The following is a 26053-nucleotide window of genomic DNA, read 5'->3' as shown; positions in this document are numbered from 1 at the left end:
CACACCTCCAAGCGGTTTCAAGATGATGAGCCCTGCAATTCCGCCAAGAAGGTCTCCCACTCTTGCCGGGTGTTGACGGTGCGCAGGGCTGGCGCCAAAGCCTCGGGAAGGCGGACCCTGCGGGCTTTGGGGTGGTGGGCCAGGGCCCGCGGCCCTTCTCCCCGTTCGGCCAGGCGCTCCACAGCGTGACGCAGTTGCGGGGCCACCAGGGAAAAGGCAGGCTCCAGGGCCCCTTGGGGGTTTTCCACGAGCACAGCCCAACAGCCCTGGCTGTGCTGCTGGATGATCCAGCGGACAAAATCCTGGCTCACCGCCACTGCGTCCACCGGCAACATCAGCCACCGGGCCAAAGGGTGCCACCGGAGGGCTGCCCGCAAGCCCGCCAGCGGACCGCCGGGGCCAGGGGGGTCCGGCAGCTGCGGTGCTTCCGGTACGTCTGGGGGCAGAGGACCGGCACCCAGATAGGCAAAGCCCTCCACGTGAGGTGCAAGGACGCGGGCCGAGCGGGCGAGAAGGCTCTCCCCGCCGAGCTCTAGGAGCTGCTTGGGCGTGCCCATGCGCTGGCTTTTGCCCCCCAGAAGGATGCCACCCCACAAGGGGGGCTGCCGGGTCAGGCAAAAATCCCGAACGATGGCAAACAACGCCGCTACCCGGTCGCTCCCCCACGGGAGCACCGCCAGGACGTCGGTCACGCCTGCCGGAATTTCGGACGTTTGGGGATGCTCCAGCCACACCTTAGGAAGCGCCGTGTCCTTGTGCCCCTCCACCAGGATGAGATCCACGTTCCAGGCGAGCTGAGCCAGAGCCCAGGTGAGGTCCTTGCCCTGGTCGGGGTGGAAGCGGGCGAAGGTCTCGTTGGGCGCGCGGAGGAGAACCTCCCCACCGGCGCGAAACAGGCGATCGGAGTCCTTGCCCGGCTGATCCACCGTGACCCCGTGGGCGTCGTGTTTAATCAGGCCTACCGTAAGCCCTTGCGCGGTGAGCTCCGGGATCACACGCTCCAAAAGCGTGGTTTTGCCGCTCCCCGAAAAACCACACACCGCCAAAACCGGCACCGGAAGCTGTACGTCCACGGGGGAAAGTGTAGGCCACACGCGGCACCGGCCCAAGACGCGGTTTTTGAGCTAGCGCAAGGAAGACCTGCGCAAGCCGGGTCAAGATACACCCGGAGGTGGACATGAACCCGATTGAAACCCTCATGCATGAGCACGATGTGATCTTGCTGGTGGTAGACGCCGCCCGCCGGGAAGCCGGGCGCCTGCGAAGCGGGGGCAGCGTGGACAAGGAAAAGGTGGAAAAAATCGTGGACTTTGTCCGCACCTTTGCCGATGCCTGCCACCACGGCAAAGAGGAGGACCTGCTCTTCACCCGCCTGGAAGAGCGGGGGTTTTCCCGGGAAATGGGGCCCGTGGCCGTCATGCTCTTTGAGCACGACCAGGGCCGGGGCTACATTCGCCAGGTGGTGGAACACCTGGAAGGCGCCGCCCGAGGCAATCAGCAGGCGGCGTTGCAGGTGGCTTCCGGCCTGGCCGGCTGGGCGGAACTATTGGAGCAGCACATTTACAAGGAAAACAACATCCTTTTCCCCATGGCCCAGCAGGTCTTGAGCGCACAGGACACCCAGGAGCTAGCCGCCAGCTTCGAAAAGGTGGAACGGGAGCGCTTTGCCGCAGCGCACGAGCGTTACCATGCGCTAGCGCACGAACTCGCGGGAAAATAAGGCAACGAAAATTCCGAAGCGCTGAGTTTCTTGCAGGACCTGGCCCCCGGGGTGCTTGACCTCTCCGGGGGCCGTAGGCTCTTCCTAAGCCGTAAGCTTCGCGCCGAGCCCCGGTTGGCTGAGGTATTCCGCGTTCTTGCCTTTGCTCCCGAAGACCCGGCTTACAGCGCTGCCAAAGCGCGATCCAAATCCGCCAGCAGGTCTTCGGGATCCTCAACACCCACCGAAAGCCGCAAAAGGCCATCGGTGATGCCCAGCTTTTCCCGCTCATCCTTGGGCACCGAGGCGTGGGTCATGGTGGCCGGGTGGGAAACCAGGGACTCCACGCCCCCCAGGGATTCCGCCAGGGTGAAGAGCTTGAGGGCGTTGCACACGGTTTTGGCGTTTTCCAGGCTGCCCACATCAAAAGCCACCATGGCGCCAAAGCCCCGTTGCTGGCGGCAGGCCAGCTCGTGCTGGGGGTGGCTGGCCAGGCCCGGGTAATAAACGCGAACCACCCTGGGGTGCTGGGCTAAGAAGCTGGCCACCGCCCGACCTCCCTCTTCGTGAGCGGCCATGCGCAGGGCCAGGGTGCGGATGCCCCGCAGCACCAGGTAGGCGTCAAAAGGGCCCATGATGGCCCCGGCGCTGTTTTGGATGCGGTGCAGCTGAGCTCCCAGCTCCCCGTCTTTGCACACCACCACCCCACCAACGGCATCGGAATGCCCGTTGAGGTACTTGGTGGTGGAGTGCACCACGAAATCGGCCCCAAGCGCCAGCGGCTTTTGCAGAACCGGCGAGAGGAAGGTGTTGTCCACTACCACCAGGACGCCCCGCTGGTGGGCCAGGCGGCTGGCCTCCTCCAAATCCACAATGGCCATGAGCGGGTTGGTGGGGGATTCCAGGAAAAGCATCTTGGTGTTGGGGCGGAAGCTGGCCTCCAAAGCCGCAAGATCACTGGCGTCCACAAAGCTCACTTCTACTCCGTGCCGGCGGGTGATGGTGGTGAACAAGCGGTAGGTGCCGCCGTAGAGGTTGTGGGCGGCCAGGATGTGGTCGCCGGGGGCCAAAAGGTCGGTAAGGGCGTCAATGGCGGCCATGCCCGAAGCAAAGGCGCAGGCATCAGCGCCGCCCTCCAGCTGGGCGACCGCTTGCTCCAGAGCCACCCGGGTGGGGTTGGCGGTGCGGGAGTACTCCCAGCCCCGGTGTTGGCCAAACTCCGCATAAGCGTAGGTGGAGGTGGCGTAAATGGGGGGATTTACCGCGCCGGTGGTGGGCTCGGGCCCAGGACCGGCGTGCACGCAGAGGGTTTTTTCCTTCATGAGGCCTCCGGGAAAAGCTGCAAGATATCTTTGGAAAGGTAACGCTCGCAAGAGTCGGGGATTACGGTGACCACCCGCTTGCCCGGACCCAACCGCCGGGCCACCTTCACCGCAGCGGCCACGTTAGCGCCGGCGGAAGAACCGGCCAGCACCCCGCATTCCCGGGCCAGACGACGAACCATGGCAAAGGCCTCGGGGTCGGGGATGGTTATGACCTCATCAGCCAGAGAGCGGTCCATGATGGGGGGGATTTCGTCCATGCCGATGCCTTCCACCAGGTGCTCACCTGCAGGACCACCCCCCAGCACCGACCCCTGGGGCTCCACCGCCACCGCCCAGAGCTCTGGCAGCTTGGATTTCAGGTAGCGAACCGCCCCCATGAAGGTGCCGCCGGAGCCGCAACCCACCACGATGGCGTCCAGCCGGCCACCGGTTTGCTGGTAAATTTCCGGGCCGGTGGTGAGCTCGTGGGTGCGCGGGTTGGCCGGGTTGGAAAACTGATCCACGTACACCGCACCCGGAGTGGCAGCGGTAATTTCCCGGGCCCGGGCCTGGGCGCCGGCCATGCCTTGCTCTGTGGGGGTGACCACCACCTCAGCCCCCAACGCCCGCATGAGCTTTTGCTTTTCCACCGAGTACTTCTCGGGGACCACCAGGATCACCCGGTACCCACGGCGTACCCCGGCCAGCGCCAAACCGATGCCGGTGTTGCCGGCGGTGGCTTCCACGATGGTGCCGCCCGGGGACAGCCGCCCGTCCTGCTCGGCCGCCAGAACCATGCCCAAGCCGATCCGGTCCTTCACCGAACCCCCGGGGTTGGCGGTTTCCAGCTTGGCCCAAATTTCCGCGCTGCCGTCTTCCAGTTCCTGCAAGCGCAAAAGCGGCGTTTGTCCGATGAGCTCAAGTACCGAGGTCACGACCCGCATCCTGGCCTCCGAGCGTGCCATGGTACACCAGCTACACTACACGGCGTGGAGTCCTTTCTCCGTTACCGCGATGCCCACCACCCCGAATGGGTCACGCGGGCTTATTCCGTGGCGCCCCCGGAGTTTCAAAGGCTCTTGCAGCAGGAGCTCCAATGGCTCCGCACCCGCGCGGCAACCCCTTTGCTGGAGGTGGGCTGCGGGGCGGGGAGGATCCTGGCAGCGCTGGGGATGCAAAAGGGTCCGGTGGTGGGCATGGACTTGGTTCCCCGCTACCTTTTGGCCGCCAAGAAGCTTTCCTTGCCGGTGTGTTGGGTGGCGGGGAACGGCCTTACCCCGCCGCTGCGGCGGGGGTTTTGGCAAACGGTCATCTTTGCCCAAGCCACCCTGGGTTCCCTGGGCGGGGAGGACCTGCGCCGCCGGATGGTGGCCTCGCTGGCGGAGCTGGTGGCCCCCGGCGGGTGGCTCTTGGTGACCGCCTATGGCCCCGGGGCCAGGCAGGCCCGGCGGGCCTGGTACGAGGCCCAGCAAAGGGCCGGGCTTTTGCCGGCCTTTGACGAAACCCGCACCCGCGATGGTACGTTTGCCTTCGTCAACGGCTTTGTCAGCCAGGAGCTCAGCGTCAAGGAGCTTGCAGACCTGCGTCCCCAGGGCTTTTCCGGGGAGGTGGAGGAGCTGCCCGCCGGGCTTTTGGCGGCGGCCTGGCAGCGGCGGTGAGGTCACGCACGGCGCCAGACGAGCTTCAACCGTAAAATAAAAGCGATGCTCACCGCCTTGTTGCTGTTGTCGGTGTTGGGGGAACCCTCCCTGCCGCCACCCGGGCCGGTCATCGTGGCCATCCACGTGGTGCGGCACGATGTTTTTGATCTCTCGGATCCCGAAACCTCCTCCTGGCCCTACCGCACCGCCAACGCCCTCCACACCCTTTCCCGGGAGCGCTTTATCCGCTCGCTGTTGCTGTTCAAAGAGGGCGATCCCTGGGATCCTGCGCTGGCTGCGGAAAGCGAAAGGCTCCTGCGAGCCACCGGTTTTTTGAACCCCGTGCACATTTACGCCAAACCGGTGGCGGAAGGGGTGGAGGTCTATGTGGAGACCCGCGACCAATGGACGCTGGAGCTTTCCATCAACTACGGCCGCATGGGCCACCGGCAAAAGGCCGGTGTTTCCATTTCCGAGCAGAACTTTTTGGGCTGGGGCAAAACGGTTTTTTTGGATGCCCGCTCCGATCCCGAACGGGACTCCATTACCGCCGGCTACAGCGACCCTTTGTTTCTGGGAAGCCGTTGGCGCCTTTCCGCGGCGCACCGCGAAGCTTCCGATGGAACGGCGGACGAGTTTTCCCTGGCGTACCCTTTTTATTCGCTGGCCACCCCCAAGGCGGGAGGCATCTTCTACCGCCGGGAAAGCCTTGTGGAGTACCTGTGGGCCTCGGGCAAAAAGACCGTATCGGGGGATACCTTGCGGCGCTCGCTGCTCGTTTGGGGTGGTTTGCGTCTTCCCGGCGACGGGGAGGTGACGCGACGGCTCACCGCCGGCTTTTTTGCCGAAAGGGCGGCGTTTTCCCGCTGGTCCTTCCGTACTGGGGCCTTCTACCCGGAACCCGAAGACCGGGAGCTCGTGGGTTTTCAGGTGGGCTTCGAGAGCCAATCCAGCCGCTGGGAAGTGGTCCAGGGTTTCCGCGGCTGGATTCGCCAGGAGGATGTCCCCCTGGGGCCGAACTACTCGCTGACGCTGGGTTTCTCGCTTCCGTTTTTGGGAGGGGATCGGACCCGGCTACCGTACCAGGCCAGCTTCTTCAAAGCCGGGATGGGGGCCGGGTGGTACCGGTGGCTTTCGTTGGGCAGTGAGGGCCGCTTGGAGCAGGGAGGTATTGCCGACGCGGTCACCCGCGTGGAGGCGGGGGTGGCGCAGGTGGGGGAGCGGGGGTTCCGGGTACGCGGGGCGGTGGAGCTGGGTCACCGTTTGGGCCTGGACCGGCAGCTCACCCTTGGTGCCAATACCGGTCTGCGGGGGTGGGACCCCGACACCTTTGACGGGACATCCCGGGCAGTGGTCAACGCCGAGTGGCGAAGACGGCTCACGGGCGAGGTTTTGCATTTGGCGGTTTTGGGTTTGGTGGTGTTTGCCGACGCCGGCAAGACCTGGGGGGCGCGGGTTGGTCCCGACACCGATGGCTGGCGTGCCGATGCCGGCGTGGGCCTTTTAGCGGAGGTCACCCGCGCTGCCATCTTGCGGGTGGTGCGCCTGGAGGTGGCTTACCCCGACCGGGGGAAGGGGCCGGTGGTGCTGGTCACTGGGGTTTCGCTGTTTTAAGCCCGGGACACGTACTCGCCGGTGCGGGTGTCCACCACGATCTTGGTGCCGGTTTCCACAAACATGGGCACCTGCACCACCAGGCCGGTTTCCAGCTTTGCAGGCTTAGAACCCCCGGCGGCGGTAGCCCCTTTGAGGGGCGGCTCGGTTTCCACCACGGTGAGCACCACGGTGTTGGGCAACTCCACCGAAACCGGGTTGCCCTCGTAAAAGTCCACGGTCACCACGGTGTCCGGGAGCAGGTACGAAAGGGCATCCCCCAGCACCTCGTCGCTCAAGGTGATTTGCTCGTAGGTTTCCATGTTCATGAAGTGATGACCGGAGTTGTCGGAGTAGAGGTACTGCATCTCGTGGGTGTCCAGGGTCGCCTTTTCCACCCTGTCTTCCGAGCGGAAGCGGTGCTCCAGCTGGTTGCCGGATTTTAGGTTCCGGAGCTTGCACTGCACCATACCCCGCCAGTTCCCGGGGGTGATGTGCACCACGCTCAAAACGCGGTGGAGCTGTCCGTTGTGGACGATGATGTACCCAGGTCGCAACTCCGTAGCCACGATTTGCATGAAAAACCTCCATGGCAGCGGCCTTAGCCGCGCTGCGTATTGTAGCAAACCCCTTGCTGCCACCCAGGCCTTCGGCTAGAGTTGCGCCAGGGGAGGACGTGAGATGGATTTGCGACTTCGGGGCAAGCGAGCCCTGGTCACCGGTGCATCCCGCGGTATTGGGCGGGCTATCGCCTTGTCGCTGGCCGACTTCAAGGTAGATGTGGCCATCAACTTCTTCCGCCACCGCCAGCCGGCGGAGGAGGTGGCCAAGGAAATCGAAGCTCGCGGGGCGCGAGCGTTGCTCATTAAGGCCAACGTGGCCGACGAAGAGCATGTGGAGCGCATGTTCGCGGAAATCCGCGAGCACTGGGGCGGCCTGGAGATCCTGGTTTCCAACGCCGCTTCGGGGGTTTTGAAGCCAGCCACCGAGCTCACCATGCACCACCTCCACTGGACCATGGACATCAACGCCTTGGCGCTGGTGCCCTTGGTGCAGCACTTTTTGCAGCTGCCCTCGCAAGGGGAAAAGGTGGTGGTGGCGGTGTCGTCGCTGGGGGCGGTGCGGGCTATCCCCAACTACACGGCGGTGGGGGCCTCCAAGGCCGCTTTGGAGTCCATGGTGCGGCATCTGGCCTGCGAGCTGGCGGGCAAAGGGGTGCGGGTCAATGCGGTTTCCGCCGGCACGGTGGACACCGATGCCCTCAAGCACTTCCCCAACCGCGAACAGCTTTTGGAGGAATCCCGACGCCGTACGCCCGCTGGTCGCCTCATCACGCCTCAAGACGTGGCCAACGCCGTGGTGTTCCTCTGTACCGAGTTTGCCTCCATGATTCACGGGCAAACCATCGTGGTGGACGGCGGATATTCCATCTTGGCATGAGGCGCCCGCTGATCATCGGCCATCGCGGGTTTGCCGGGCGCTATCCGGAAAACACGCTGGAAGCCGTGCAAGCGGCAGTGGCGGTGGGCGCCGACGGGGTGGAGGTAGACGTTCGCCCGTGCCGGGAAGGGGTTTGGGTGTGCCACCACGACCGTACCCGGAAGGGCAAACCGCTGCGGGAGTGGCCCCTGGCCGCGCTTCGCCAGGAAAAGGTCCCCTCTTTGGCGGAGGTGGTGGAGGCCGTTCCCGAGGACCGATTTCTCTTTGTGGAAATCAAACCCTTAGCCCAAAGCGAGCTTTTGCGGCTTCTGGACCCTTTGCAGCGTTTGCTTGAGCCCCGCAAGCACCTTAAGGTTTTGTCTTCCTCCTTGCGGGTGCTGAGCCTGGTGCAGACGGTGCTGCCCCGTGCCACGGTTTCGTGGGTGGTGGACCGCGTGCCTTCTTTTTTGCCCGCGGGGTTGGAGCTCTCCCCCCATCACCGCTTGGTGGAAGAGATGCGGGGCTTCCATGTCCCTCTCAACCCCTGGACGGTAAACCAAAAACCCCGCATGCGGGATCTGGCGGCGCTGGGTGTGGCCTCCCTCACCACCAACTTTCCCGATCGCGCCCTGGAGGTCCTCGGTGGTTGAGGTGGGGGTTTTTCTGCCCAACCTTTTCCTTTACTCGGTGGTGGAGGCCGCCATCCGCAGCCTGGGGGCCAAGCCGGTGCGGGTGGAGCGGGGTACTTCCCGCCTGCCGGCGGTTTTGGTGCTGGATGTGGAAGCGGTCCCGGGGGAGCAGGTTCTAGCCTGGGCTCGCGCCGGGGTGCAGGTGTTGGCTTTCGGTCCCCACCAGAAAAGCCAGGAATGGAACGCCCTCCGCGCTGCGGGAGCGGTGGTTTTGCCCAAATCGCGCTTTTTTCGCGAGCTGCCTTCGCTTTTGGAAAAGGCCCTGGCAGCCGAAAGCCCCTAGAGGATGCGTTTGCCCAAAAGCGAGGCGGCCAGCTCCACCATGAGCTGGGCGGTGCGGTTGCGGCGATCCAAGATGGGGTTAACCTCCACCAGGTCCAAGCTTGTCACCTTCCCCCAGTCGGCCAAAAGTTCCATGAGCAAGTGAGCCTCCCGGTAGGAAAGCCCCCCAGGGACCGGAGTGCCCACCCCCGGGGCTTCCTCCGGGTCCAGGACATCGGCATCCAGGGACACATGCACCCGGGAAAGGTGGGCGAGCTTGGCCATGATGTCCTCGGCAATGCGGGCGATACCCAGGCGGTCCACCTCCTTCATGGTGTACACGGTCACCCCCGCTTGCTTCAGCGTTTCCCGTTCCCCAGGGTCCACGCTGCGCACGCCCACCAGCACCACGTTTTGCGGGTTTAAAACCGGCTGGCCCTGGCCCAAGAGCGAGGCCAACCGTTGGTCCCCCAGGCCGCAGAGGGCAGCCAGCGGCATGCCGTGCACGTTGCCGGAAGGGGAGGTTTCGGGGGTGTTGAAGTCGGCGTGGGCATCCACCCAAACCACGCCGGTGGGACCGAAGGAGGCCAAGCCGGCAATGGAGCCCAAGGCCACCGAGTGATCGCCCCCCAGCACGATGGGGAAAACGCTGGGGTCGAGCTTGCGGATTGCTTCGGCGGTGCGGCGGCAAACTTCGCGGATGGCCTCCACGTACACCATGCCGCCCCGCTCTCGCCGATCCCCGCCCTGGAGGCTTTCCACCACCGGCACCTGGAGGTTCCCAAGGTCCTCCACCTCATGGCCTATGGCCTGGAGGGTTTCGGCCAGGCGTGCGTAACGCATGGCCGAAGGCCCCATATCCGTGCCCCGCCGCGACTGTCCCAAATCCATGGGAACGCCCATCACCAGTACTTTCGCCATGGGGAAAGCTTACCAGCTTCGCTTTACGCGCTGTTTAAGCGACGATGGGTCCCGGAAGCTGTGCGGAGGCAAACCTGGTTGCGGCCCGAGCGCTTGGCGGAATACAGAGCTTCATCGGCTTCGGCAAACAGCACACTGACGGGGACCCCTTCCACCGGCCGTCCCACCGCCACCCCGCAGCTTACGGTGACCACAGGCCCCAAGGGCGAGGCCGGGTGCGGCCACGCTCGCTCCTCCACGGTGTGGCGCAGCCTTTCGGCAAGCTCGTGGGCCTGCAAGACGCTGAGCGAGGGCAGGAGCAAAACGAACTCCTCACCGCCGTAGCGGGCCGCCAGGTCGCCGGGGCGCCGACAGAGGGAACGGAGTTCTTCGGCCAGCAGCTGCAAAAGGCCGTCGCCGGCCTGGTGGCCCCAGGCGTCGTTGTAAGCCTTAAAGTGGTCCACGTCCACAATCACGATACCCAGCGTTGAGCCCTGCCGGTACACCCGCCGCCACTCCAGCTCCATTTGCTCGTTCAAGAGCCGACGGTTGGCAAGGCCGGTGAGGGGGTCGAGGCGGGAAAGTTCCTCGGCCGCCACTTTTTCTTGCCGCAGGTGGCGGATCTTATGGCCCAAGGCAAAGGCCAGCAGCACCATTTCGGCAGCAGAGCCCAGCTGTGCCGAGTTGGCGGTGATGAACGTTGTGGGCAGGAGGCGGAAGAAAGCGGCGATGTACACCACCGTGCCGAGGATGACCATGCCGGTGGCCAAGAGGAAGTAGCGCGCTTCGGGGCTTTTCTGCCGCAAACGCAAAAACCCCGCAGCCACGTAAAGCGAACACGTCCCTGCCGCCGCCAGCGCCAGCGGTGTTTCGATCAGGGAAAAACGCTGGAGCGCCACCCCTACCAGCAGCAAGCCCACGAAGACACTGATAGCTTGAAGCCCGCGAGCTAGGCGCGGGGCTTTCACGGGAAGCTCCAAAAAGGCGCTGGAAAAAGCGTTGCCGAAGATGATGGCCAGGCCAATCATGAAGTAGTGAGCTTGTGCGTCCCATAGCGGCCAGTGGGGCCAAAGGAAGGTCAACCCCATCCCGGCGCGCACCAGCCAAATGCAACCAAAAAAGCTGGCGTACAGCACGTAAAGCAGGTAGAGTCTCTCCCGCAGCGAAGAGAACAAAAACAGGTTATAAAGAACCACCGCCAGCATGATGCCCCCGTACACCCCGTGGGCGTGATCAAAGCGGCGTTGCGTGATAGTAAAGGCTTCCAGGGCTTCCATTTGCACGGCCAGGGAAGAAGGGATCTTCGGTGAGTTTGCTGGCACCCAAAGCCGGAGCCAAAAGGTGTTGGTCCCGGGTGGGAGCACGGTGGGCAGAACCGCCTGGGGGCTCTTCATGGCTCTTTCGTCTAAGGGCAAAAACCACCCCGTGCGGGCCAGGGGTTGCGGGCTTTCGCCGGTAAAGAGCTCGGCGAGCGCCACAAGCTTGTCGGGCAAGAAAATGCAGGTGATGGGGTGGGGGTTTGGGTTTTCCGCTTGCAGCCGCACCAGGTACGTTCCGGGAAGGAGCTGGTTGCCGCGGGGGGCCGGGGCCCAGCTCTCGGGATAGGAGGGAAGGGGTACAGGACCGTTGCCGGCGAGGGGTTGATACCAGGCCCCGCGATCGGTGAGCACGGTGCAGGGCTGGGGGAGAGCCAGGGCTGTCCGAGCGCCAATCAAGCCAATGACAAACGAGGCCGCAAGCCCCAGGCGGACTCCCCACCTGCGTGCCCGCTTTTGGCGCTCGTATACTCTGTCCACCGGGCTCTCCGTTGGCATTGAAAATGATACCACGACTCAACACTTGGACAAACACCCGTGTCAACTGTAGAAGGGGAGGGCAACGGCGACCCGCGAAGGTGGCCGGCAAGTCCAGGGAAGGGTAAACTGCAACGGCGATGGGGGGAAGGCACGGCAATTTGGCTTCACGGGGTTTAGCGTGGGCGTTGGTCCAAATCCCGGTGCTGGTGGTTGCGGCTTACTTGCCGGTCTCCACCGGGCGTTGGCCGGACGAGGAACTGCTGGTTTCCTTTCCAGGCGCAGCCCTCGTGATCTCGGGCCTGGGCATTGTCATCGTTGCGGCGCTTAAGCTCGGTCGTAGCCTGACGCCTTTGCCAGTGCCAAAGCCTGACGCCACGCTGCAGGTCGGAGGACTTTACCGCAATGTTCGCCACCCCATCTACGCTGGGGCGGTGATGGCCGTCTTGGGTTGGTCCCTGTGGTGGTGCTCCTGGCCGGGGGTGCTATGGACCCTTGTGGTTTTTGCCTTTTTTGACCGGAAAGCCGCCTACGAGGAGCGCTGGCTTTTAGCCCGCTTTCCCGACTACCAGCAGTACCAACGCCGCACTGCCAAGTTCTTTCCCTTCGTTTACTAGGCGACGGAACGCTTTTTCGTTAATCAAGGCGGAAAAAATCCGGTTTTGCCGGCGGTGTATTGCCAGGCTAGTCACAGCACTGCCCCACCGTGAGAGCCCCAGGTTGTCGGCTTTACGGCTCCCGTAAGGCCCGGAAGGTCCAAGTACCGCTCAAACCCTGTTGACCTGGAATATCCGAGGCCTGAATCACGATCCGCCGACCATCCGGGGTGACCCGCGCCCAGGCGAATTCGGGAATGACGGGGAGCACAAACGTCCCGGCGTTCCATGGGAGCATTTTGGTGGAAAGGGGGCAGGTCTCCTTGAGGATCATGAGCGCCTGGGTCCACTCCCAAAACAAGCCAGTGGTGAGACCCCGGTAGCCCACCCCGCCGGTGACCCAGGTAAGGACGTGGAAAGCACTTAAACCGCTGGTAAGGGTACCGTTGTTATCGGCCGAGTAGGAGCAATCGCCATTGGTGCCGCGTACCACGTACGAATAATCACCGGAAAATGGTGCGTAGCCGCGGAAAACAGGGGTGTTTTCGTCGTAAAAACCCTCAGCTACGGGCTCCAGGCGCAGGCCGGCCACGTTCATGGTTTCGGTCACGCTGTTACCCCAGCGGTAGGTAAGACTGGCCTCGCCTTCCCAGTGGGCACAGCCGAGGTTTGTGGCAAAAAGCAGGGGCGGGTAGTCCCCTTTGGGCCACACGGAGCTTATCTCGCTCACATCTGCATTGGACAGGATAATCACCAGCGATTCCACCCGTTCGGCTTTCAGATCGCGGCAGTAAAGCCGTCCAGCCAGCGGGGTCCAATCCTCTTTTTTCCAGGTGCCGTTGATCTTTACGAGCGCTGTGATGTGCCCCCCTTCGGCGGTGTCTGGCCCGGCAAGGGGGGAGGCACTGTAAAGCTTCCCAAATTCGTCAACGGTTTGCAGGCTAAGGCTGCGGGTCAAGCCGTTAAAGAAACCCAGGGCAGCAACGCTGGCGTCGGGGAAATCGTAGTGATAATAAAAAAGAGAAAGCCGGAGCAAAGGCGGCTTGGTCTTAGGGATGACTTCCCAGCTTGCGTCACGGGTGGATAAGGTGCCTGTCCGCGGTGGGTTTACTTGTGCCCCATAAGTAAGGCCATCGTTGGTAAAGAGATTAAAAGGCGCCTGTTGGTTCCAAGCGTACACTGCAAAGTCCGGCCAGGACTTATCAAGCTCTGCCGAAACGGAGCGCAAGGCGCTATCCAAAGCGTGGAGGCCGTCCGCACCTACCGTGGCATCCCAGATCTTGCCAATGACATCAGGGGCAAGTCCGCGAATGCGGGTCAAGTAGTAAAAGAACGTGTAGGTGCCATAGGGCTTGAGGACGTCCCCGCCGTCGTTGTCAATGGCGAGGTAGGGTTTGTCCAAGTAATGAGGCGCATCGTCGTGTTCCCGGTTGGTGCCGGGATAAACAAAGTCTTCGAACCAGGTGGCGGTGCCCTCGCTCAGCCATCGCATTGACGTGGGGCATTGGCGGCTGTTGAAACCAATTTGTACGCCGTGAAAGGTCTCGTGGGCCAAAATGGACTTGAAGATGTTTAGGTCGCTGATGGTCCGGTTAAGGTACGAGAAAGCTGGGGCGTTGTTACAAGCGATAAGCGTCGTCGGGACGGTTGAACCGTAAGTTCTGGAGGACAGCCCGTCGGACAAAACCACATCGTAAAGAGCGCTGCCCCCCTCGTCCCCGTCGGGTTTTGGGACCCGTCCCATGGAAGCCGTGAATTTTGGCCAAATGTCGGAGGTGGCGGCAGCAGCTAAGGCGCGAGCCACGGCTGCATCAGTGGCGGCATGGGATTTCAGGTACCACACCCGCACGTAGGTGCCGTCGTAGTATTCCCAGTCTCCACTGAGAATGGGGCAGGTAATGGCCCAAGGCCGACACATGGTAGCCAAAGCCGACACTCCCGTTACTCCGGCCCTCCGCCGGTCCCACCAACTGCCGGCGTAAAAAGGCTGGACCAAATAAGGGCCAACGACCTCCTGGGTTGCTGGCGAAAGGGTGGCAAATTTCTCCGCGGCCTCTGCCGTCCCCAGGGCTTCATGGGTGTTGCGGTCATCGCCCTGGAACTGCGCCGGTAAGCGTGAATCCCCGAAATCAGCAAAAACCTTGTAGGTCAATGCTTGTTCGCTGCTAATCGTCTGGTTGGCAAGGGCTGCTTCGATAAGGTCATAGCTGCTGGGGGGAAGGAAACTGCGGGCGTCGCGAAAGGTGGTGGGGTCTCCGGTCACCGGATCAATGGTGGACATGGCACCAAGCCAGCGGCCGTTGGCTTGGGCCCAAACCGTGGCTGCCCCTGGCGGCAGGCCCATGAAGTTGCCCAAATTGTCAATTTGGGTATAGGAATTGGCCTTGATGACCTGCAACTTTTCCGTTACTCCCGCACGGAGGGAAAGCGTGATATCGCGGTTTTCCAAGTTTTGCACCACCAAGTTGGAGCGGAAATCCGTCTGGGGACTGGTGGGGGAATAAACCGACAGCGCCACCGGCATGGAGGATCCCACCGCCAGGGAAGGCGTGGCCGGGGGTAAATCCTGACCAAAGCTGCCCTGGTTTCCCTTGTTGAAGGTCCGGACCCAGGCCAGGGCTCCTCCTTGAACCTTCAGGGTCCCAGCTCCCGACGCCACCCCGAGGGTCTGGTAGAGGTCTGGGAGGTAGCGGGTTTCTCCAGCAGCCAAGGTCAAGTTGGCCCTGGCGGCTACGTTCCCCTGTCCCCGGGGGATCAGCTCCAGGATTAGCGGGAGCGACGCCGAGGTGGGGTTGTAAAACACGGCCTCGGAGCGCCAGGAGGTTTGGTTGGCACCGGGGAGCTTGGCAACGCCGGCAAAAAGGCGTTCGCTACTGTCTCCGGCACCCAAACCCCGAAGGGTGGTGGGATCGCCGGTGACGGGGTCAACCGTGGAAATGGCCGCAAACCAGCGACCGGTGGCGCTCACCTGCACCACCGAAAAGCCGGAAGCAGCACCCAAAAACGAGCCCAGGTTGTCAATTTGGCTATAGGCTCCGGCGGGTACGCTGACGGTTTTTTCCGCAGTGCCCGCGCGGAGCGTGAAGGTAATGGCAACGGGCTCCAGGTTGACCAGGAGGAGGTTTGAGCGGAAGCCGGTCTTGATGTCGGCGGTGGCAGAAAAAGGGAAGATAAGCGGTTCGCTGGGGGTATATGCGGAGCTGGCGTCCACCGGCACCAGTTCCTGGCCAAAGGTTCCGCTGGCCCCTTGGTTGTACGTGCGGACCCACGCCACCACCTCGCCTGTGATGCGGACCATGCCGGCCCCATCGGGAGCCCGCAAGAACGCGTAAAGGTCGGGGATGCGGCGGGTTTCACCCACAGCGAGGACCAGCTGGGACGCCACCGCCACCGCTCCCGAACCCCGGGGGAGCAACGCCAGCTCCACCTGTTGGCTGGTCCCGGTAGGGTTGTGAAGTACTACCTCCGAGCGCCAGGCCGTTCCGCTGGCTCCCGGGGCGTGGGCCACCCCAGGGAAAAACACCACCGTCGGCTCGCTGGCGGTGCCGGTCTGTGCTAGAAAAAAACAAAAGACAACAAACGTAGTCCATGGCTTAATAGGTATCATTGGTCCCCCAAGTTCTGCGCCTTGCGCTCCTTTTGCGCCGCCCCGGACGTTGTGAGGCAAATTCTGCCGTGAGCTTAAGTCGCAGTATGGGCTACTTCGGGAGAAAAAGCAACCGGGGGGATGGGACCGCGAAAGGTAGGTTTCAAAAGAAGCGCCCCAAGCAACGCTGAAACCACCTCAAAGGAGCCAACCCAGCCACGTATCAGGGAATCTCCTTCAAAGGGACCAAATTGGACCTGGAGGAAATCGGGGCGCTGCCTCGCAGGGCGATGTCCTGGCACGCAGGGGGCACTGGTCGCGCCCTTTGCCCTTGACAGCTCCCGAAGGAGCTCTGAAAATCCAAACAAGATGGAGCCACTGGGATGAAACTCGCAGGTGGTCCGCGGGTTTTTTTGGTCATGCTTTTGCCTATAGTGTGCTGTTTGGTGCCTGCTGTGGATAAAAAAACTGGGGCCCAGGGTTATTAACACTTGCTCTGGGCCCGGAGTTACATCTTGAATTTTGACCTTCTGTGGCCCGCGGGTGGTGGGGATTGCTTGCTGTTTTTCACCACCCGCACCGGAGCCTCGGCATTGAGCTGAAAGCCCCGGTAAGGGGTGCTTCCCTCTTTTACCGCTTAATTTCTACCACCACGAAGTGGATATCGGTCTTGCCGGTGTTTTCAGCCTTGTGGGTTACGGGCCCGTGGTAAATGGCCTGTCCGGCCTTGAAGGTGGACACCTGGCTTTTGCCGTCGGCGCCGGTGAGTGTAGCGGTGGCGTCGGTGAGCGAGTAAACCACGGTGCGGGGATGGGAGTGCATGGCGACCTTCTCCCCGGGTTTTGCCCAGAACTCGTAAACGCGGACATCGTCGTTGTCCACGAGCACCTTGCTGTTGGCAGGTAGGGCCTTGACCGCATCCTGGGCCAGCACTACCTGTACGGCGCTTAAGGCAGCGCCCGCCAAGAGGACCAAAACAGAAAGACGTGCCAGTGTTCTCATAGGTGAGACCCCCTCTCCTTTCTGAGAGTTATTCTTGTGCAAACCGCGCGCAATCTCCGGATATTTCCGGCCTGTCAAAAGCTCAGTCCGAGTGGCTTTTTAAGGCCCAAGCAGCGGTTCTTTTCTGAGGCTTGCGGTTGCTGCCTACCGATTGCCCCTCGAACCGCCGGTGCGTTCCCATGCGGCTGTCGCTACCGCGGGCACTGGTGGTCTAAACTTACTCCGTTTTCCCGGGCCCCCGCAGTCCCCAGAGGAAAAGAGAAACACCCAAGAGCATGGTCACCCCCACGCTGGCAAAACCCACGGTAATCACCAGCTCCTGCCAGGGCTGACCACGATGGGCTCCGGCGGCCAGAGGTGCCATGGCGGCGGTGCCAAAAGCGGCGGCGAGAGAGGTGAAGAACCAGTTGGCGTAGGTGCCGTAGAGCACAGCGCCCAGGGCCCATTTTTCTGCCCCTGCCGAAAGCCGCAGGCGAGACCAGTTTGCCGCTAAGGCCAGCAAGAAGATCCCGTTCATGAGGCCTTCCAGGTGCGCTGCCAATCCCATTCGCGGGTTGGGGAACAGCTGCATCACCAAGCCGGTGACAAGGCCGAGCAAAAAAAGCAGCATTCCATGCCAACACAAACGCCGCGACTTTTCCTTCATGTTTCCTCCCTTTCTCTCTGAACCAAAAATGCTCAAACCTTTTGTCGGCCTTTTCCGCTGGAAAGCCCAACGGGATTTTGCTTTGGGCTTGAGGGTGCCGTTTTTCTTCGCACGGCCAAGACGCGATTTCACAAAAACAGCAGGCAAAATCCTCAAAGTGGTCCAAGCCCATGTGCACTTTTTCCCCTCAACTTCTGCAGCTGTTGAAGTGACTAACGCAAACTAAAGCTTAATCGCTAGATTGTCAAGCGCTGGCCGCTAGGGATTGCTTGAGCCAAGAGCTCACCGGGGGCCTTGGGCCGGAAGGAGACCCGGGCTTTCCTGGCGGGCCAGGGGCTGCACAGCTAGCGGTGAATGAATTCAGACAGGCGCGGTCCGCAGGCCGCCGGAGGCATTGAGGAGTGCATCACCACCGGCGGCCTTTTCCCCAGAAAGTCTGTGGGCCAGTTGGGTCAAAACCTTTTACCGCTTGGGCGTTGCTGCATGAGCTTGCCGGAGTTCCGAAGCCATCGCCTTGATTTCCGCCAAATCGCGCTTGAGCTCGCTCCAGCCGTACCACAGGGCGTAGTCGGGGTTGGCGTGGAAGGTGCCCTGGAAGGCACGCATGCGGTGCTCCAAGTGCATGACGAAGAGCTTCTGTTCGATGGGTGTGGGGGCGTCGTGGAAGGTCAAAAGATCCGGGAAGGCGTGGGCGTAGGAGGAGGGCTTGGCGAGGATGCCATCGCGGTAAAGACCGGCCACTTCCCGGATGGCCTCAGCCAGCAGGTGGTCCGCTTCCTTGATCATTTCGTCGCCCCGTTGCACCTGCTCCTGGGCAAAGCGGCTGGAGTGGCACTGGCTGCAAACCTTCAGCAGTTTCTCGCGCTCCTTTTGGAAATCCTCGGCGGACAGCCGCGCCACCTGCGCTGCCTTCACCACCTCCAGGCGCGGGGTGGGTTTGCCTGCCGGGTCCAGGACGCCTAGAGCTTGCAGGATCGTGGTTTGGTCGGCGGCCCACTGGGGTTCTTCCGGCAGCGGCAGCCGCACCGCCAAGAAGCCCCAAGGCGTCCGCACCTCGTGGTTGCCTTCGGGCATGTGGCAGGTTTGACAGGTGGGCGCCGGGGTTTCCGCCGGCAGCACCTTGGCCTGCTTCAAGAGGTAGCGCACCCCGTGCTTGGATGCCGAGTACATCTCCCATTGCGGGTGATCAAAGCCCATGTGGCAGGTCTGGCAGGCCTGGGGCTGGCGGGCCTCGGTCACCGAAAAGGTGTGGCGGGTGTGACAGGCATCGCAGGAGGCCAAACCAAAGCCCGCGCCGCTGGCTTTCAACTCCTTGACCTCTTGCTCGCTTTTGAGCCCGATCTTGTGGCATCCTCCGCAGCCTTTCATCCCTTCCCGCATGGCCACCGGCAGGGCGTGGGTGGTGGGCATGGCCTTCATGGCTGCCCAGGCAAAGGCGTGCTTGCCTCGCTTGAACTGGGCCACCCGGTCTTCGTGACAGGTGGCGCAGGTGTCCGGGGTGGGGATGAGCGCTTTGGCGGTATCCGCTGCCGAGCGGTGCTGATCCCCATGACACGCAGCGCAATCCACGTCGTTGGCGGCGTGCTTGGAGAGCTGCCAATCGGCTACCAATGCCGGCGTCACCGCCTTATGGCAACCCACGCAGGACGCTTGCGTTGTTTCCGGGGCAGCGGTGGCAGTAGCCCAAACGCCCCAGGTTCCCGTAACAGCCAAAGCCAGGATCAGCACCTTTCTTACCATGATCTCCTCCCAAATCACGTCCTGCGGCTCAATATCGGGCAGCAAACGGAAGACGTCAAGGCTTTCTCCGGGGATTGCAATAGGCAAAACAAAGCCATGGCCTCCGCCGGAGTGTTACCGGCTTGTAACCTTAGCTTTCTGCGGCTACCCGCAGCGGTTTCCAGATGTAAAGGTACCAGTAAACCGGCATGGCGAGAACGTTGCCTAGGAAAATGACCACTGCCCAGAGAGCTTTTTGGTCTTGCGGCACCCGGTCGGTCTTAAACAAATGCACGATATAAACCACCAAAAGGCCCATGATTTCCAGCATCGTGGCGATATGCATGATAAAAATGCCTCCGAAAAGCAGGGGCATGTCTTGCGACGGCTGGGGCTTAGCTGCCGCACTGGTAATGAGGATCACAATGGTAGCAAAGAACAAGAACATATAGAGGAAGGGCCACAGGGTAAAAACGGCGAGGACAATGGCTTTTCCCTTACTCATGTTCCCCCCATGCGAGAGCACCGAAAGCCTCTGGCTGGCTTGTCCCGGACTCTCCAGCTAACTTCTACCCCAGTATAACTGCGCTAGCACGTCAATGCCGTGAAAGGCACCTGCGGTTACCACCCACGAGCGCGGGGTAAACGAACTTGAAAGAGGGTGACGTCTTGTAGCTTGTCAAATGGGAAAACGCCAGAAGCTTGGCACGGATTTAAAGCCCACACCAGCCAAACGCATCAAGCACCTTAACACGCTTGGGCTTTGGGGAGGGAAAGCAGCGGGGCGAGGTAGCGGCCGGTCCAGCTTTGCCCGTTTTGGGCGACCTGTTCCGGGGTGCCCTGGGCCACCAGGAAGCCGCCTTCGTCGCCGCCTTCGGGGCCTAAGTCAATGATCCAGTCGGCGGTTTTGATGACGTCCAGGTTGTGTTCAATGACCACCACGGTGTTCCCTCGATCCACCAGAGTGTGCAGCACCGAGAGAAGCTTTTTCACGTCGTCAAAGTGCAGGCCGGTGGTGGGTTCGTCCAGGATGTAAAGGGTTTGGCCGGTGGCGCGGCGGGCGAGCTCCCGGGAAAGCTTGATGCGCTGGGCTTCACCGCCGGAAAGGGTGGTGGCTGGCTGGCCCAGCTTGATGTAGCCCAGGCCCACGGCCATGAGGGTGTCCAGGATGCGGGTGATGTGGGGGTGGGCGGCGAAAAGCTCCCGGGCTTGCTCCACCGTGAGGTCCAAAACCTCAGCAATGGACAGGCCCTTGTAGTGCACCTCCAGGGTTTCCCGGCTGTAGCGCCGGCCCTTGCAGACGTCGCAGGTGACGTAAACATCGGGGAGGAAGTGCATTTCGATTTTGATTTGCCCTTCACCGGCGCAAGCTTCGCAGCGCCCCCCGCGGACGTTGAAGGAAAAACGGCCGGGTTTGTAGCCCCGGGCCCGGGCTTCGGGGGTTAGAGCAAAGAGCTCGCGGATGGGGTCAAAAACCTTGGTGTAGGTGGCGGGGTTGGAGCGGGGGGTACGACCGATGGGGGATTGGTCAATGGCCACCACCTTGTCGATGAACTCGGTGCCTTCCAGGCGGTCGTGGGCTCCTGGGAGCTCCAAAGCCCGGTACAAACTGCGGGCGCAGGCTTTGTAGAGGATTTCGTTGACCAGGGTTGACTTGCCTGAGCCGGAAACCCCGGTGACGCAAATGAACATGCCCAGCGGGAAGGCCACGTCGAGGTTTTTTAGGTTGTGCTCCCGGGCACCGTAAACGACGAGCTTTTTGCCGTTTCCCGGGCGGCGCTTGGGGGGAACGGGGATGGTGAGCTCCCCAGCCAGGTAGCGGCCGGTGAGGGAGCGGGGAAAGGAAGGGATGACCTCCGGCGGGCCTTCGGCTACCACCTCACCGCCGTGGATGCCGGCACCGGGGCCCAGGTCCACGATCCAGTCGGCTTCCCGCATGGTTTCCTCGTCGTGCTCCACCACCAAAACGGTGTTGCCCAAATCGCGCATGCCCTTGAGGGTGGCCAAGAGCTTGCGGTTGTCCCGCTGGTGCAGGCCAATGGAAGGCTCGTCGAGAACGTACAGCACGCCCATGAGCTTGGAGCCAATTTGGGTGGCCAGGCGGATGCGTTGGGCTTCGCCGCCGGAAAGCGTGCCGGAGGTGCGGGAAAGGGTGAGGTAGTCGAGCCCCACGGCGGCTAAAAACTCCAAACGATCGTTGATTTCCTTGAGGATCTTGCCGGCGATCTGCTGCTCACGGGGGGTGAGCTCCAGGCTCTGGAAGAACTTCAAGCTTTCCCGCACCGAAAGCTCCACCACGTCGTGGATGTTTTTGCCGCGGATGTGCACCGCCAGCGCTTCCCTCCGCAACCGCCGTCCGCCACAGGCGGGGCAGGGCTTTTGCGACATGAAGCGCTCGATTTCGGCCCGTACTTCCGGGGAGCGGGTTTCCCGGTACTTGCGCTCCAAGGCAGGGACCAGGCCTTCAAAGGGGGCGCGGTAGGCCCAGGTGGAACGCTCCCCCACAAACTCAAAGTGCAGCTCCTGGGTGGTGCCGTAGAGGATCGCCCTCTGCACCGGCTCGGGCAGCTTGTACCAGGGCACGTGCAGGGAAAAGCCCATGGCCTTGGCCAGGGTTTGCAGTTGCCGCCAGCGGAAAGAGCGCCCCGATTCGGCAATGCCGGCTACGGCGCCGGCAGCTAGCGAGCGCTGGGGATCCAGGATGAGCTTTCCGGGGTCAATTTCCTGCACGCTCCCCAGGCCCGTGCACGACGGACAGGCGCCCTGGGGCGAGTTAAAGGAGAAAAGACGGGGGGAAAGCTCGGCCAGGGAAAAGCCGCACTGGGGGCAAGCGTGGCGGGAGGAAAGCACGAACTCCTCGCGGTCTTTGGGGGCGATCCGCACCAACCCGTCACCCACCCGCAGGGCGGTTTCCAGGGAATCGGCCAGGCGCTGGGCCAGGTCCTGGCGCACCTCCAGGCGGTCCACCACCACCTCGATGGTGTGCTTTTTCTTCTTGTCCAGCTCAGGGGGGTTGGCCACCTCGATGATTTCCCCGTTCACCCGGGCGCGCACAAAACCCTCCCGCGCCATTTGCTCAAAGAGCTTGCGGTGTTCCCCCTTTTTCGCCTGGGTGAGGGGGGCCAGCACCAGAAAGCGGGTGCCGCCGGGGAGGCTCAATATGCGGTCCACCATTTGCTGGACGGTTTGTCCGGCAATGGGGATGCGGCAGTCGGGGCAAAAAACCTCGCCAATGGAAGCGTAAAGCAAGCGCAGGTAGTCGTAAATTTCGGTGACGGTACCCACGGTGGAGCGGGGGTTTTTGGAAACGGTTTTTTGCTCAATGGAAATGGCAGGGGACAGGCCCTCAATGACGTCCACATCGGGCTTGTCCATTTGCTCCAAAAACTGCCGGGCGTACGCGGAAAGGGACTCCACGTAACGCCTTTGCCCTTCGGCAAACAGCGTATCAAAGGCCAGGGAGGACTTTCCCGAACCGGAAACCCCGGTAATCACCACCAGCTTGTTGCGGGGGATGTCCAGGTTGATGTTCTTGAGGTTGTGCTGGCGAGCCCCGCGAATTGAGATGAAGTCTTTCATTTTTCCCACCCAAACAGGGTATTGTATCGCGCGCGGCATCTTTTCACGAGCCGCAGGGGGTTGGCGTGGAAGAGGATGTCCAAGGAAACGTAGCGTTTGCCGGCAAGCTTTTGAGCGTAGAGGTGCACCGGGTGCGCCTGCGACAGGGACAAGAGGCGGTGCGGGAGGTGGTTCGCCATCCCGGGGCGGTGGTGATCCTGCCGGTTTTGCCCGACGGCCGGGTGGTGTTGGTGCGGCAGTTTCGCTTTGCGGTGGGTGAGGCCCTGTGGGAGCTGCCCGCCGGCACCCTGCACGCCGGGGAGGAGCCTCTGGCTTGTGCCCAGCGGGAGCTCGCTGAGGAAACCGGTTTTCGCGGTGAGCTCATCCCCCTGGGGGCGTTTTATTCGGCTCCCGGCTTTTGTGACGAAAAGCTTCACGCTTTTCTGGCGACCAACCTCAATGCGGGGAAAACCAACTGGGATGAGGACGAAGAGCTGGAGCTAGGGTTGTTCACGCCGGAAGAGCTGGCGGTGGCCATTGGCCAGGGGCAAATCCGCGACGCCAAAAGCTTGGCGTGCCTTTTGCTGGCCCAGCTTGCCGGTCTCTTTGCTTTGCCCCAGGGTCAATAGCGCACCGGGAAGCTAGCGGTAGTGCTTCATGGCCGCTTCCGCTTCCCGATCCAGCTCCCGCCGTTTGAGGGTCTCGCGCTTGTCGTGAACCTTCTTGCCCTTGGCCAGGGCCAGCTCCACCTTGATCCAGTTGCCTTCCAAACCAATGGCCAAAGGGATGAGGGTCAAGCCCTTTTCCTGAACCTTGCCCCAGAGACGCTTGATTTCCCGCTTGTGCAGCAAGAGCTTGCGGGGCCGCAGGGGGTCGTGGCCGGCGTAGCCAGCGTTGGCGTAAGGCGCAATGTGCACGTTCACCAAAAACGCCTCACCGTTTTCAAAGGCCACGTACCCGTCTTGAAGGTTGACGCGGCCATCCCGCACCGACTTCACCTCGCTGCCGGTCAGCGCAATGCCCGCCACCAGGCGCTCCAAAAACTCGTACTCAAAGCGGGCCTTGCGGTTTTGCGCCAGCACCTTCATGCCCCTACCACCTTGATAAGCACCGGCACCAGGTTGGGATCAAACTGTTTGCCGGCTTCCTTTTCGATGATTTGCACTGCTTGCTCGCGGCTTACCGGCCGTTTGTAGGAGGCGGGGGAGGTGAGCACGTCGTACACCTCCGCCAGGTGCACGATGCGGGAGGCCAGGGGGATGGCGGGACCGGAAAGCCTCTGGGGGTAGCCGCTGCCATCCCACCGCTCGTGGTGGTGCCGCACGGCCTCGGCCAGCCCCGGGTAGGCGGTTTCCTCCAGGATCCTGGCCCCCACCACCGGGTGGCGCTGGTAGAGCCTGCGCTCCATTTCCGGGGGTTTTTCCAGGCGGTAAATGCGCTGGTAATCCAGCTCCCGCATGCCCACATCGTGGAGGTAGCCGGCCAGCGTTACCAGCTCTTCCTCGTCCTCGCTCAAGCCCAGCTCCTGCGCCATTTTTTGCGCAAGCTCAGAAACCGCCTGGCTGTGCTGGCGCAGGTGGGGGAAGCTCAAGTCCCCCGGCTCCAACAGTACCCGCGCCATGTTGCGCACGGCTCGCCGCAGGGCCTGCTCCCGTTGGGAAAGCTCCCATACCCCGCTTATGGCGGAAAGCAAGGCGTGCGGTGAGCTACCGGCCGGCGTTAAGAGCGACACCAGCACCGTCAGGCCATCCCGGGATAAAACCACGGTGCGGATTTCTTCCCGCCGCGCCTCCCGCCCCTGGGAGGGGCGTTCGGTAAAAGACCAGCGGGAGGCTTCCGGCAACGTTAAGCCGGCCTGGGCGGCCACCTCCCGTTGGTGCCGGGCGATGGATTCCCGCTCGGTGCCCTCCAGCGGGGTGGTGGTAAAGAGGTGCGAGCGCACCGTGGCCCCTTCCACCACCGTCACCGCTACCGCCCCCACCCCTTCGGCTTGAGCCAGGGCCCCGCAAAGCCCCGCGAGCTTTTCCACCGCCTGCGGGAACTTGAAGGCTTTGGACGGTTGCGGCTTGACCTCGGTGGGGGTGGGTGCAGGTGGCGGTGGAGCGGCTACCAGACCCAGCTCCCCCAACACCGAAAGCAGCTGCTCGCCAATGGCTTTGGCTCTTTTAAGCTCTTCCGGGCCGTAGCTTTTCCGTCCAGCGCGGTCCCTGGCATCCACGAAACCGATGAGGTTATCCCCGCTGATGAGCGGCACGGTGAGCAAGGTGGTGCTTCCCGAAAGCCTGAGCACCTCAGCCAGCGCCGGCTCGCTGGCCGGGTCGGCCAGCACCGCTGGCGCCGTGCGATGGCGTCGCACCCAGTGGTAAAGGGGATGGTCCGGGGGAACTTCGGCGAGGATGGCCTCCCGGCGGCCAAAGCCGTAGCTTTCCACCAGCTCCAAAGCGCCTCGGTCTCCCAGCAGGTAGAGGGCGGCCTTGGTGGTTTGGAGCTCCTCCAAAAACCGGTATAAAACCTCCTTTAAGCGAAGCACCGCCTCCGGATCCAACGGTGGCAGCATATGACCTCCACAGGCAGTGTAGCACCCGGATTGCTGTTGCATAAAAACCACAGCTTTGCAGGAAAACCACAGCCCAGCCTCCCACAAGCCGCCGCAGAGCTGGCACGGATCTCGCAAGGCCGAGGTCCGGGAGGCGGGTATGGCTTGGCAGCGGACGCTGGCGCGTGCGGTGGAAACGGAAGGGGTAGGGATTCACAGCGGTGCAAACGTGAAGATCCGGCTGCGCCCTGCTCCTGTGGGTACGGGGGTGGTTTTTGTGCGCACCGATTTAGGGGTGGCCATCCCCGCCCGCGCTGAGCACGCCCGCGATTTTTCCTTTGCCACCACCATTGGCGTCCGCGGTGCCGAGGTGGGCACCATTGAGCACCTGATGTCGGCCCTCTACGCTTTGGGCATCACCAACGTGTTTGTGGATATCTCCGGGCCGGAAGTGCCGGTTTTGGACGGTTCGGCGTTGCCCTTCGTACAGATGATCAAGCGCGCGGGGGTCATGGAGCAGTCCAGCTCCTTCCCGGAAGTGCGTTTGCTGAAGACCGTGCGGGTGGAGGACGGCGACCGCTTTGTGGAGCTGCACCCGTCCGAAACCTTTTCGGTGGATTACCGGGTGCGCTACAAGGCGCCGGTGGTGGGCGATCAGCGCTTGACCTTTACCGTTTCCCCGGAGCGCTACGCAACGGCTATTGCTCCAGCCCGCACCTTTGGTTTCCTTTCGGATGTGAAGGCCCTTCGCGACCGGGGGCTGGGGCGAGGGGGGAGCCTCTCCAACTGCGTGATCGTGGATGAGCACCGTGTGCTTTCCGGCCGCCTGCGCTTCCGGGACGAGTTTGTGCGCCATAAGGTTTTGGACCTCATTGGGGACTTGGCGCTTTTGGAGTACCCCCTGCGCGCCCACGTGGTAGCGCACAAAGCCGGCCACGCCCTGCACGTGGCGGCGGTGCGCGAGCTGTTGTCCCAGCCGGAAGCGTGGGAGCTCTTCGAGCCGGAACGGGTGACCCCGCTTTCCGTGCACCCCTTCGCCATGGAGCCGGCGGCCCAGGCAGTGGCCGGTTAGCGGTTCCCAGCGTTTAGCCATCGCCTTTTCCGTTCGCCTG

At 62.6% G+C, this 26053-nt stretch carries 23 protein-coding genes; 9 read left to right on the top strand and 14 right to left on the bottom strand.

Annotated features, from left to right (window positions below; translation table 11 throughout):
- Positions 1–17: 17 nt before the first annotated feature.
- Complete coding sequence (mobB, locus tag EG19_RS12825; protein ID WP_161685543.1) at positions 18–1073, bottom strand: molybdopterin-guanine dinucleotide biosynthesis protein B; 1056 nt, start codon at positions 1071–1073, stop codon at positions 18–20.
- Positions 1074–1177: 104 nt separating this feature from the next.
- Here mobB and EG19_RS09370 point away from each other — a divergent pair, with 104 nt between their 5' ends.
- On the top strand, positions 1178–1720 hold the full coding sequence (locus EG19_RS09370; RefSeq protein ID WP_053335165.1) for a hemerythrin domain-containing protein: 543 nt from the start codon (positions 1178–1180) through the stop codon (positions 1718–1720).
- 161 nt (positions 1721–1881) lie between these two features.
- On the opposite strand, the gene EG19_RS09365 is transcribed toward EG19_RS09370, so the two are convergent.
- Positions 1882–3021, bottom strand: a complete 1140-nt coding sequence (locus tag EG19_RS09365; protein ID WP_038049897.1) for a trans-sulfuration enzyme family protein — start codon at positions 3019–3021, stop codon at positions 1882–1884.
- On the bottom strand, positions 3018–3947 hold the full coding sequence (cysK, locus tag EG19_RS09360) for a cysteine synthase A (RefSeq protein ID WP_038049896.1): 930 nt from the start codon (positions 3945–3947) through the stop codon (positions 3018–3020). Before cysK ends, EG19_RS09365 begins: the two co-directional genes overlap by 4 nt.
- Before the next feature lie 45 nt (positions 3948–3992).
- Between cysK and EG19_RS09355 the strand changes: the two genes are divergently transcribed.
- Complete coding sequence (locus EG19_RS09355; protein WP_038049895.1) at positions 3993–4661, top strand: class I SAM-dependent methyltransferase; 669 nt, start codon at positions 3993–3995, stop codon at positions 4659–4661.
- A gap of 45 nt (positions 4662–4706) precedes the next feature.
- Positions 4707–6257, top strand: a complete 1551-nt coding sequence (locus EG19_RS09350; protein ID WP_038049894.1) for a BamA/TamA family outer membrane protein — start codon at positions 4707–4709, stop codon at positions 6255–6257.
- On the opposite strand, the gene efp is transcribed toward EG19_RS09350, so the two are convergent.
- Positions 6254–6814 (bottom strand): elongation factor P, encoded by a 561-nt coding sequence (efp, locus tag EG19_RS09345; RefSeq protein WP_038049893.1) that lies wholly within the window; start codon positions 6812–6814, stop codon positions 6254–6256. The two genes, EG19_RS09350 and efp, sit on opposite strands and share 4 nt — an antisense overlap.
- Before the next feature lie 103 nt (positions 6815–6917).
- Here efp and fabL point away from each other — a divergent pair, with 103 nt between their 5' ends.
- From fabL to EG19_RS09330, 3 genes are read left to right on the top strand one after another with little or no spacing between them, the layout of a single operon-like run.
- A complete protein-coding gene (gene fabL / locus EG19_RS09340; protein ID WP_038049892.1) occupies positions 6918–7676 on the top strand; it encodes an enoyl-[acyl-carrier-protein] reductase FabL in 759 nt (252 codons plus the stop codon).
- Positions 7673–8305, top strand: a complete 633-nt coding sequence (locus EG19_RS12820) for a glycerophosphodiester phosphodiesterase (protein ID WP_053335164.1) — start codon at positions 7673–7675, stop codon at positions 8303–8305. Before fabL ends, EG19_RS12820 begins: the two co-directional genes overlap by 4 nt.
- Entirely contained in the window at positions 8298–8627 is a 330-nt protein-coding gene (locus EG19_RS09330) for a hypothetical protein (RefSeq protein WP_038049891.1), read from the top strand. Before EG19_RS12820 ends, EG19_RS09330 begins: the two co-directional genes overlap by 8 nt.
- On the opposite strand, the gene rocF is transcribed toward EG19_RS09330, so the two are convergent.
- Both rocF and EG19_RS09320 read right to left on the bottom strand, forming a co-directional pair.
- The gene (rocF, locus tag EG19_RS09325; RefSeq protein ID WP_038049890.1) at positions 8624–9526 is read right to left on the bottom strand and encodes an arginase; all 903 of its coding nucleotides are present in this window, start codon (positions 9524–9526) and stop codon (positions 8624–8626) included. The genes EG19_RS09330 and rocF overlap by 4 nt on opposite strands.
- A gap of 23 nt (positions 9527–9549) precedes the next feature.
- Positions 9550–11319: a diguanylate cyclase gene (locus tag EG19_RS09320; protein WP_081800080.1), complete on the bottom strand. Its 1770-nt coding sequence runs from the start codon at positions 11317–11319 to the stop codon at positions 9550–9552.
- Between the two features lie 119 nt (positions 11320–11438).
- Between EG19_RS09320 and EG19_RS09315 the strand changes: the two genes are divergently transcribed.
- A complete protein-coding gene (locus tag EG19_RS09315) occupies positions 11439–11915 on the top strand; it encodes a methyltransferase family protein (protein WP_053335163.1) in 477 nt (158 codons plus the stop codon).
- Between the two features lie 112 nt (positions 11916–12027).
- On the opposite strand, the gene EG19_RS09310 is transcribed toward EG19_RS09315, so the two are convergent.
- The 6 genes from EG19_RS09310 to uvrA all read right to left on the bottom strand — a co-directional run bounded on the left by EG19_RS09310 (position 12028) and on the right by uvrA (position 22426).
- Positions 12028–15420, bottom strand: a complete 3393-nt coding sequence (locus EG19_RS09310; protein WP_038049888.1) for a hypothetical protein — start codon at positions 15418–15420, stop codon at positions 12028–12030.
- Positions 15421–16110: 690 nt separating this feature from the next.
- Positions 16111–16482, bottom strand: coding sequence for a cupin domain-containing protein (locus EG19_RS09305; protein WP_038049887.1), 372 nt, complete (start codon positions 16480–16482; stop codon positions 16111–16113).
- Between the two features lie 217 nt (positions 16483–16699).
- Entirely contained in the window at positions 16700–17128 is a 429-nt protein-coding gene (locus tag EG19_RS09300; protein WP_038049886.1) for a hypothetical protein, read from the bottom strand.
- A gap of 462 nt (positions 17129–17590) precedes the next feature.
- Complete coding sequence (locus EG19_RS09290) at positions 17591–18868, bottom strand: multiheme c-type cytochrome (RefSeq protein ID WP_038049939.1); 1278 nt, start codon at positions 18866–18868, stop codon at positions 17591–17593.
- A 130-nt stretch (positions 18869–18998) separates the two neighbouring features.
- Positions 18999–19352: a hypothetical protein gene (locus EG19_RS09285; RefSeq protein ID WP_038049884.1), complete on the bottom strand. Its 354-nt coding sequence runs from the start codon at positions 19350–19352 to the stop codon at positions 18999–19001.
- Between the two features lie 242 nt (positions 19353–19594).
- Positions 19595–22426 (bottom strand): excinuclease ABC subunit UvrA, encoded by a 2832-nt coding sequence (gene uvrA / locus EG19_RS09280; RefSeq protein WP_038049883.1) that lies wholly within the window; start codon positions 22424–22426, stop codon positions 19595–19597.
- Between the two features lie 65 nt (positions 22427–22491).
- On the opposite strand from uvrA, the gene EG19_RS09275 reads away from it, so the two are divergent.
- A complete protein-coding gene (locus tag EG19_RS09275) occupies positions 22492–23034 on the top strand; it encodes an NUDIX hydrolase (RefSeq protein WP_038049882.1) in 543 nt (180 codons plus the stop codon).
- Between the two features lie 12 nt (positions 23035–23046).
- Here the strand turns inward: EG19_RS09275 and smpB are convergent, their stop codons facing one another.
- Positions 23047–23493 carry an SsrA-binding protein SmpB gene (gene smpB / locus EG19_RS09270; RefSeq protein ID WP_038049881.1) on the bottom strand — a complete coding sequence of 149 codons (447 nt, stop codon included), beginning with the start codon at positions 23491–23493 and terminating at the stop codon, positions 23047–23049.
- Positions 23490–24962: an HD domain-containing phosphohydrolase gene (locus EG19_RS12815; protein WP_053335162.1), complete on the bottom strand. Its 1473-nt coding sequence runs from the start codon at positions 24960–24962 to the stop codon at positions 23490–23492. Before EG19_RS12815 ends, smpB begins: the two co-directional genes overlap by 4 nt.
- Before the next feature lie 139 nt (positions 24963–25101).
- Here EG19_RS12815 and lpxC point away from each other — a divergent pair, with 139 nt between their 5' ends.
- Positions 25102–26013, top strand: a complete 912-nt coding sequence (gene lpxC / locus EG19_RS09260) for a UDP-3-O-acyl-N-acetylglucosamine deacetylase (RefSeq protein ID WP_038049880.1) — start codon at positions 25102–25104, stop codon at positions 26011–26013.
- Positions 26014–26053 lie beyond the last annotated feature (40 nt).

It is taken from the genome of Thermoanaerobaculum aquaticum (assembly GCF_000687145.1).
In the GTDB taxonomy this organism is placed as follows: domain Bacteria; phylum Acidobacteriota; class Thermoanaerobaculia; order Thermoanaerobaculales; family Thermoanaerobaculaceae; genus Thermoanaerobaculum; species Thermoanaerobaculum aquaticum.
The sequence above is the reverse complement of the archived record's forward strand: the minus strand, read 5'-3'. Positions and strand labels throughout refer to the sequence as shown.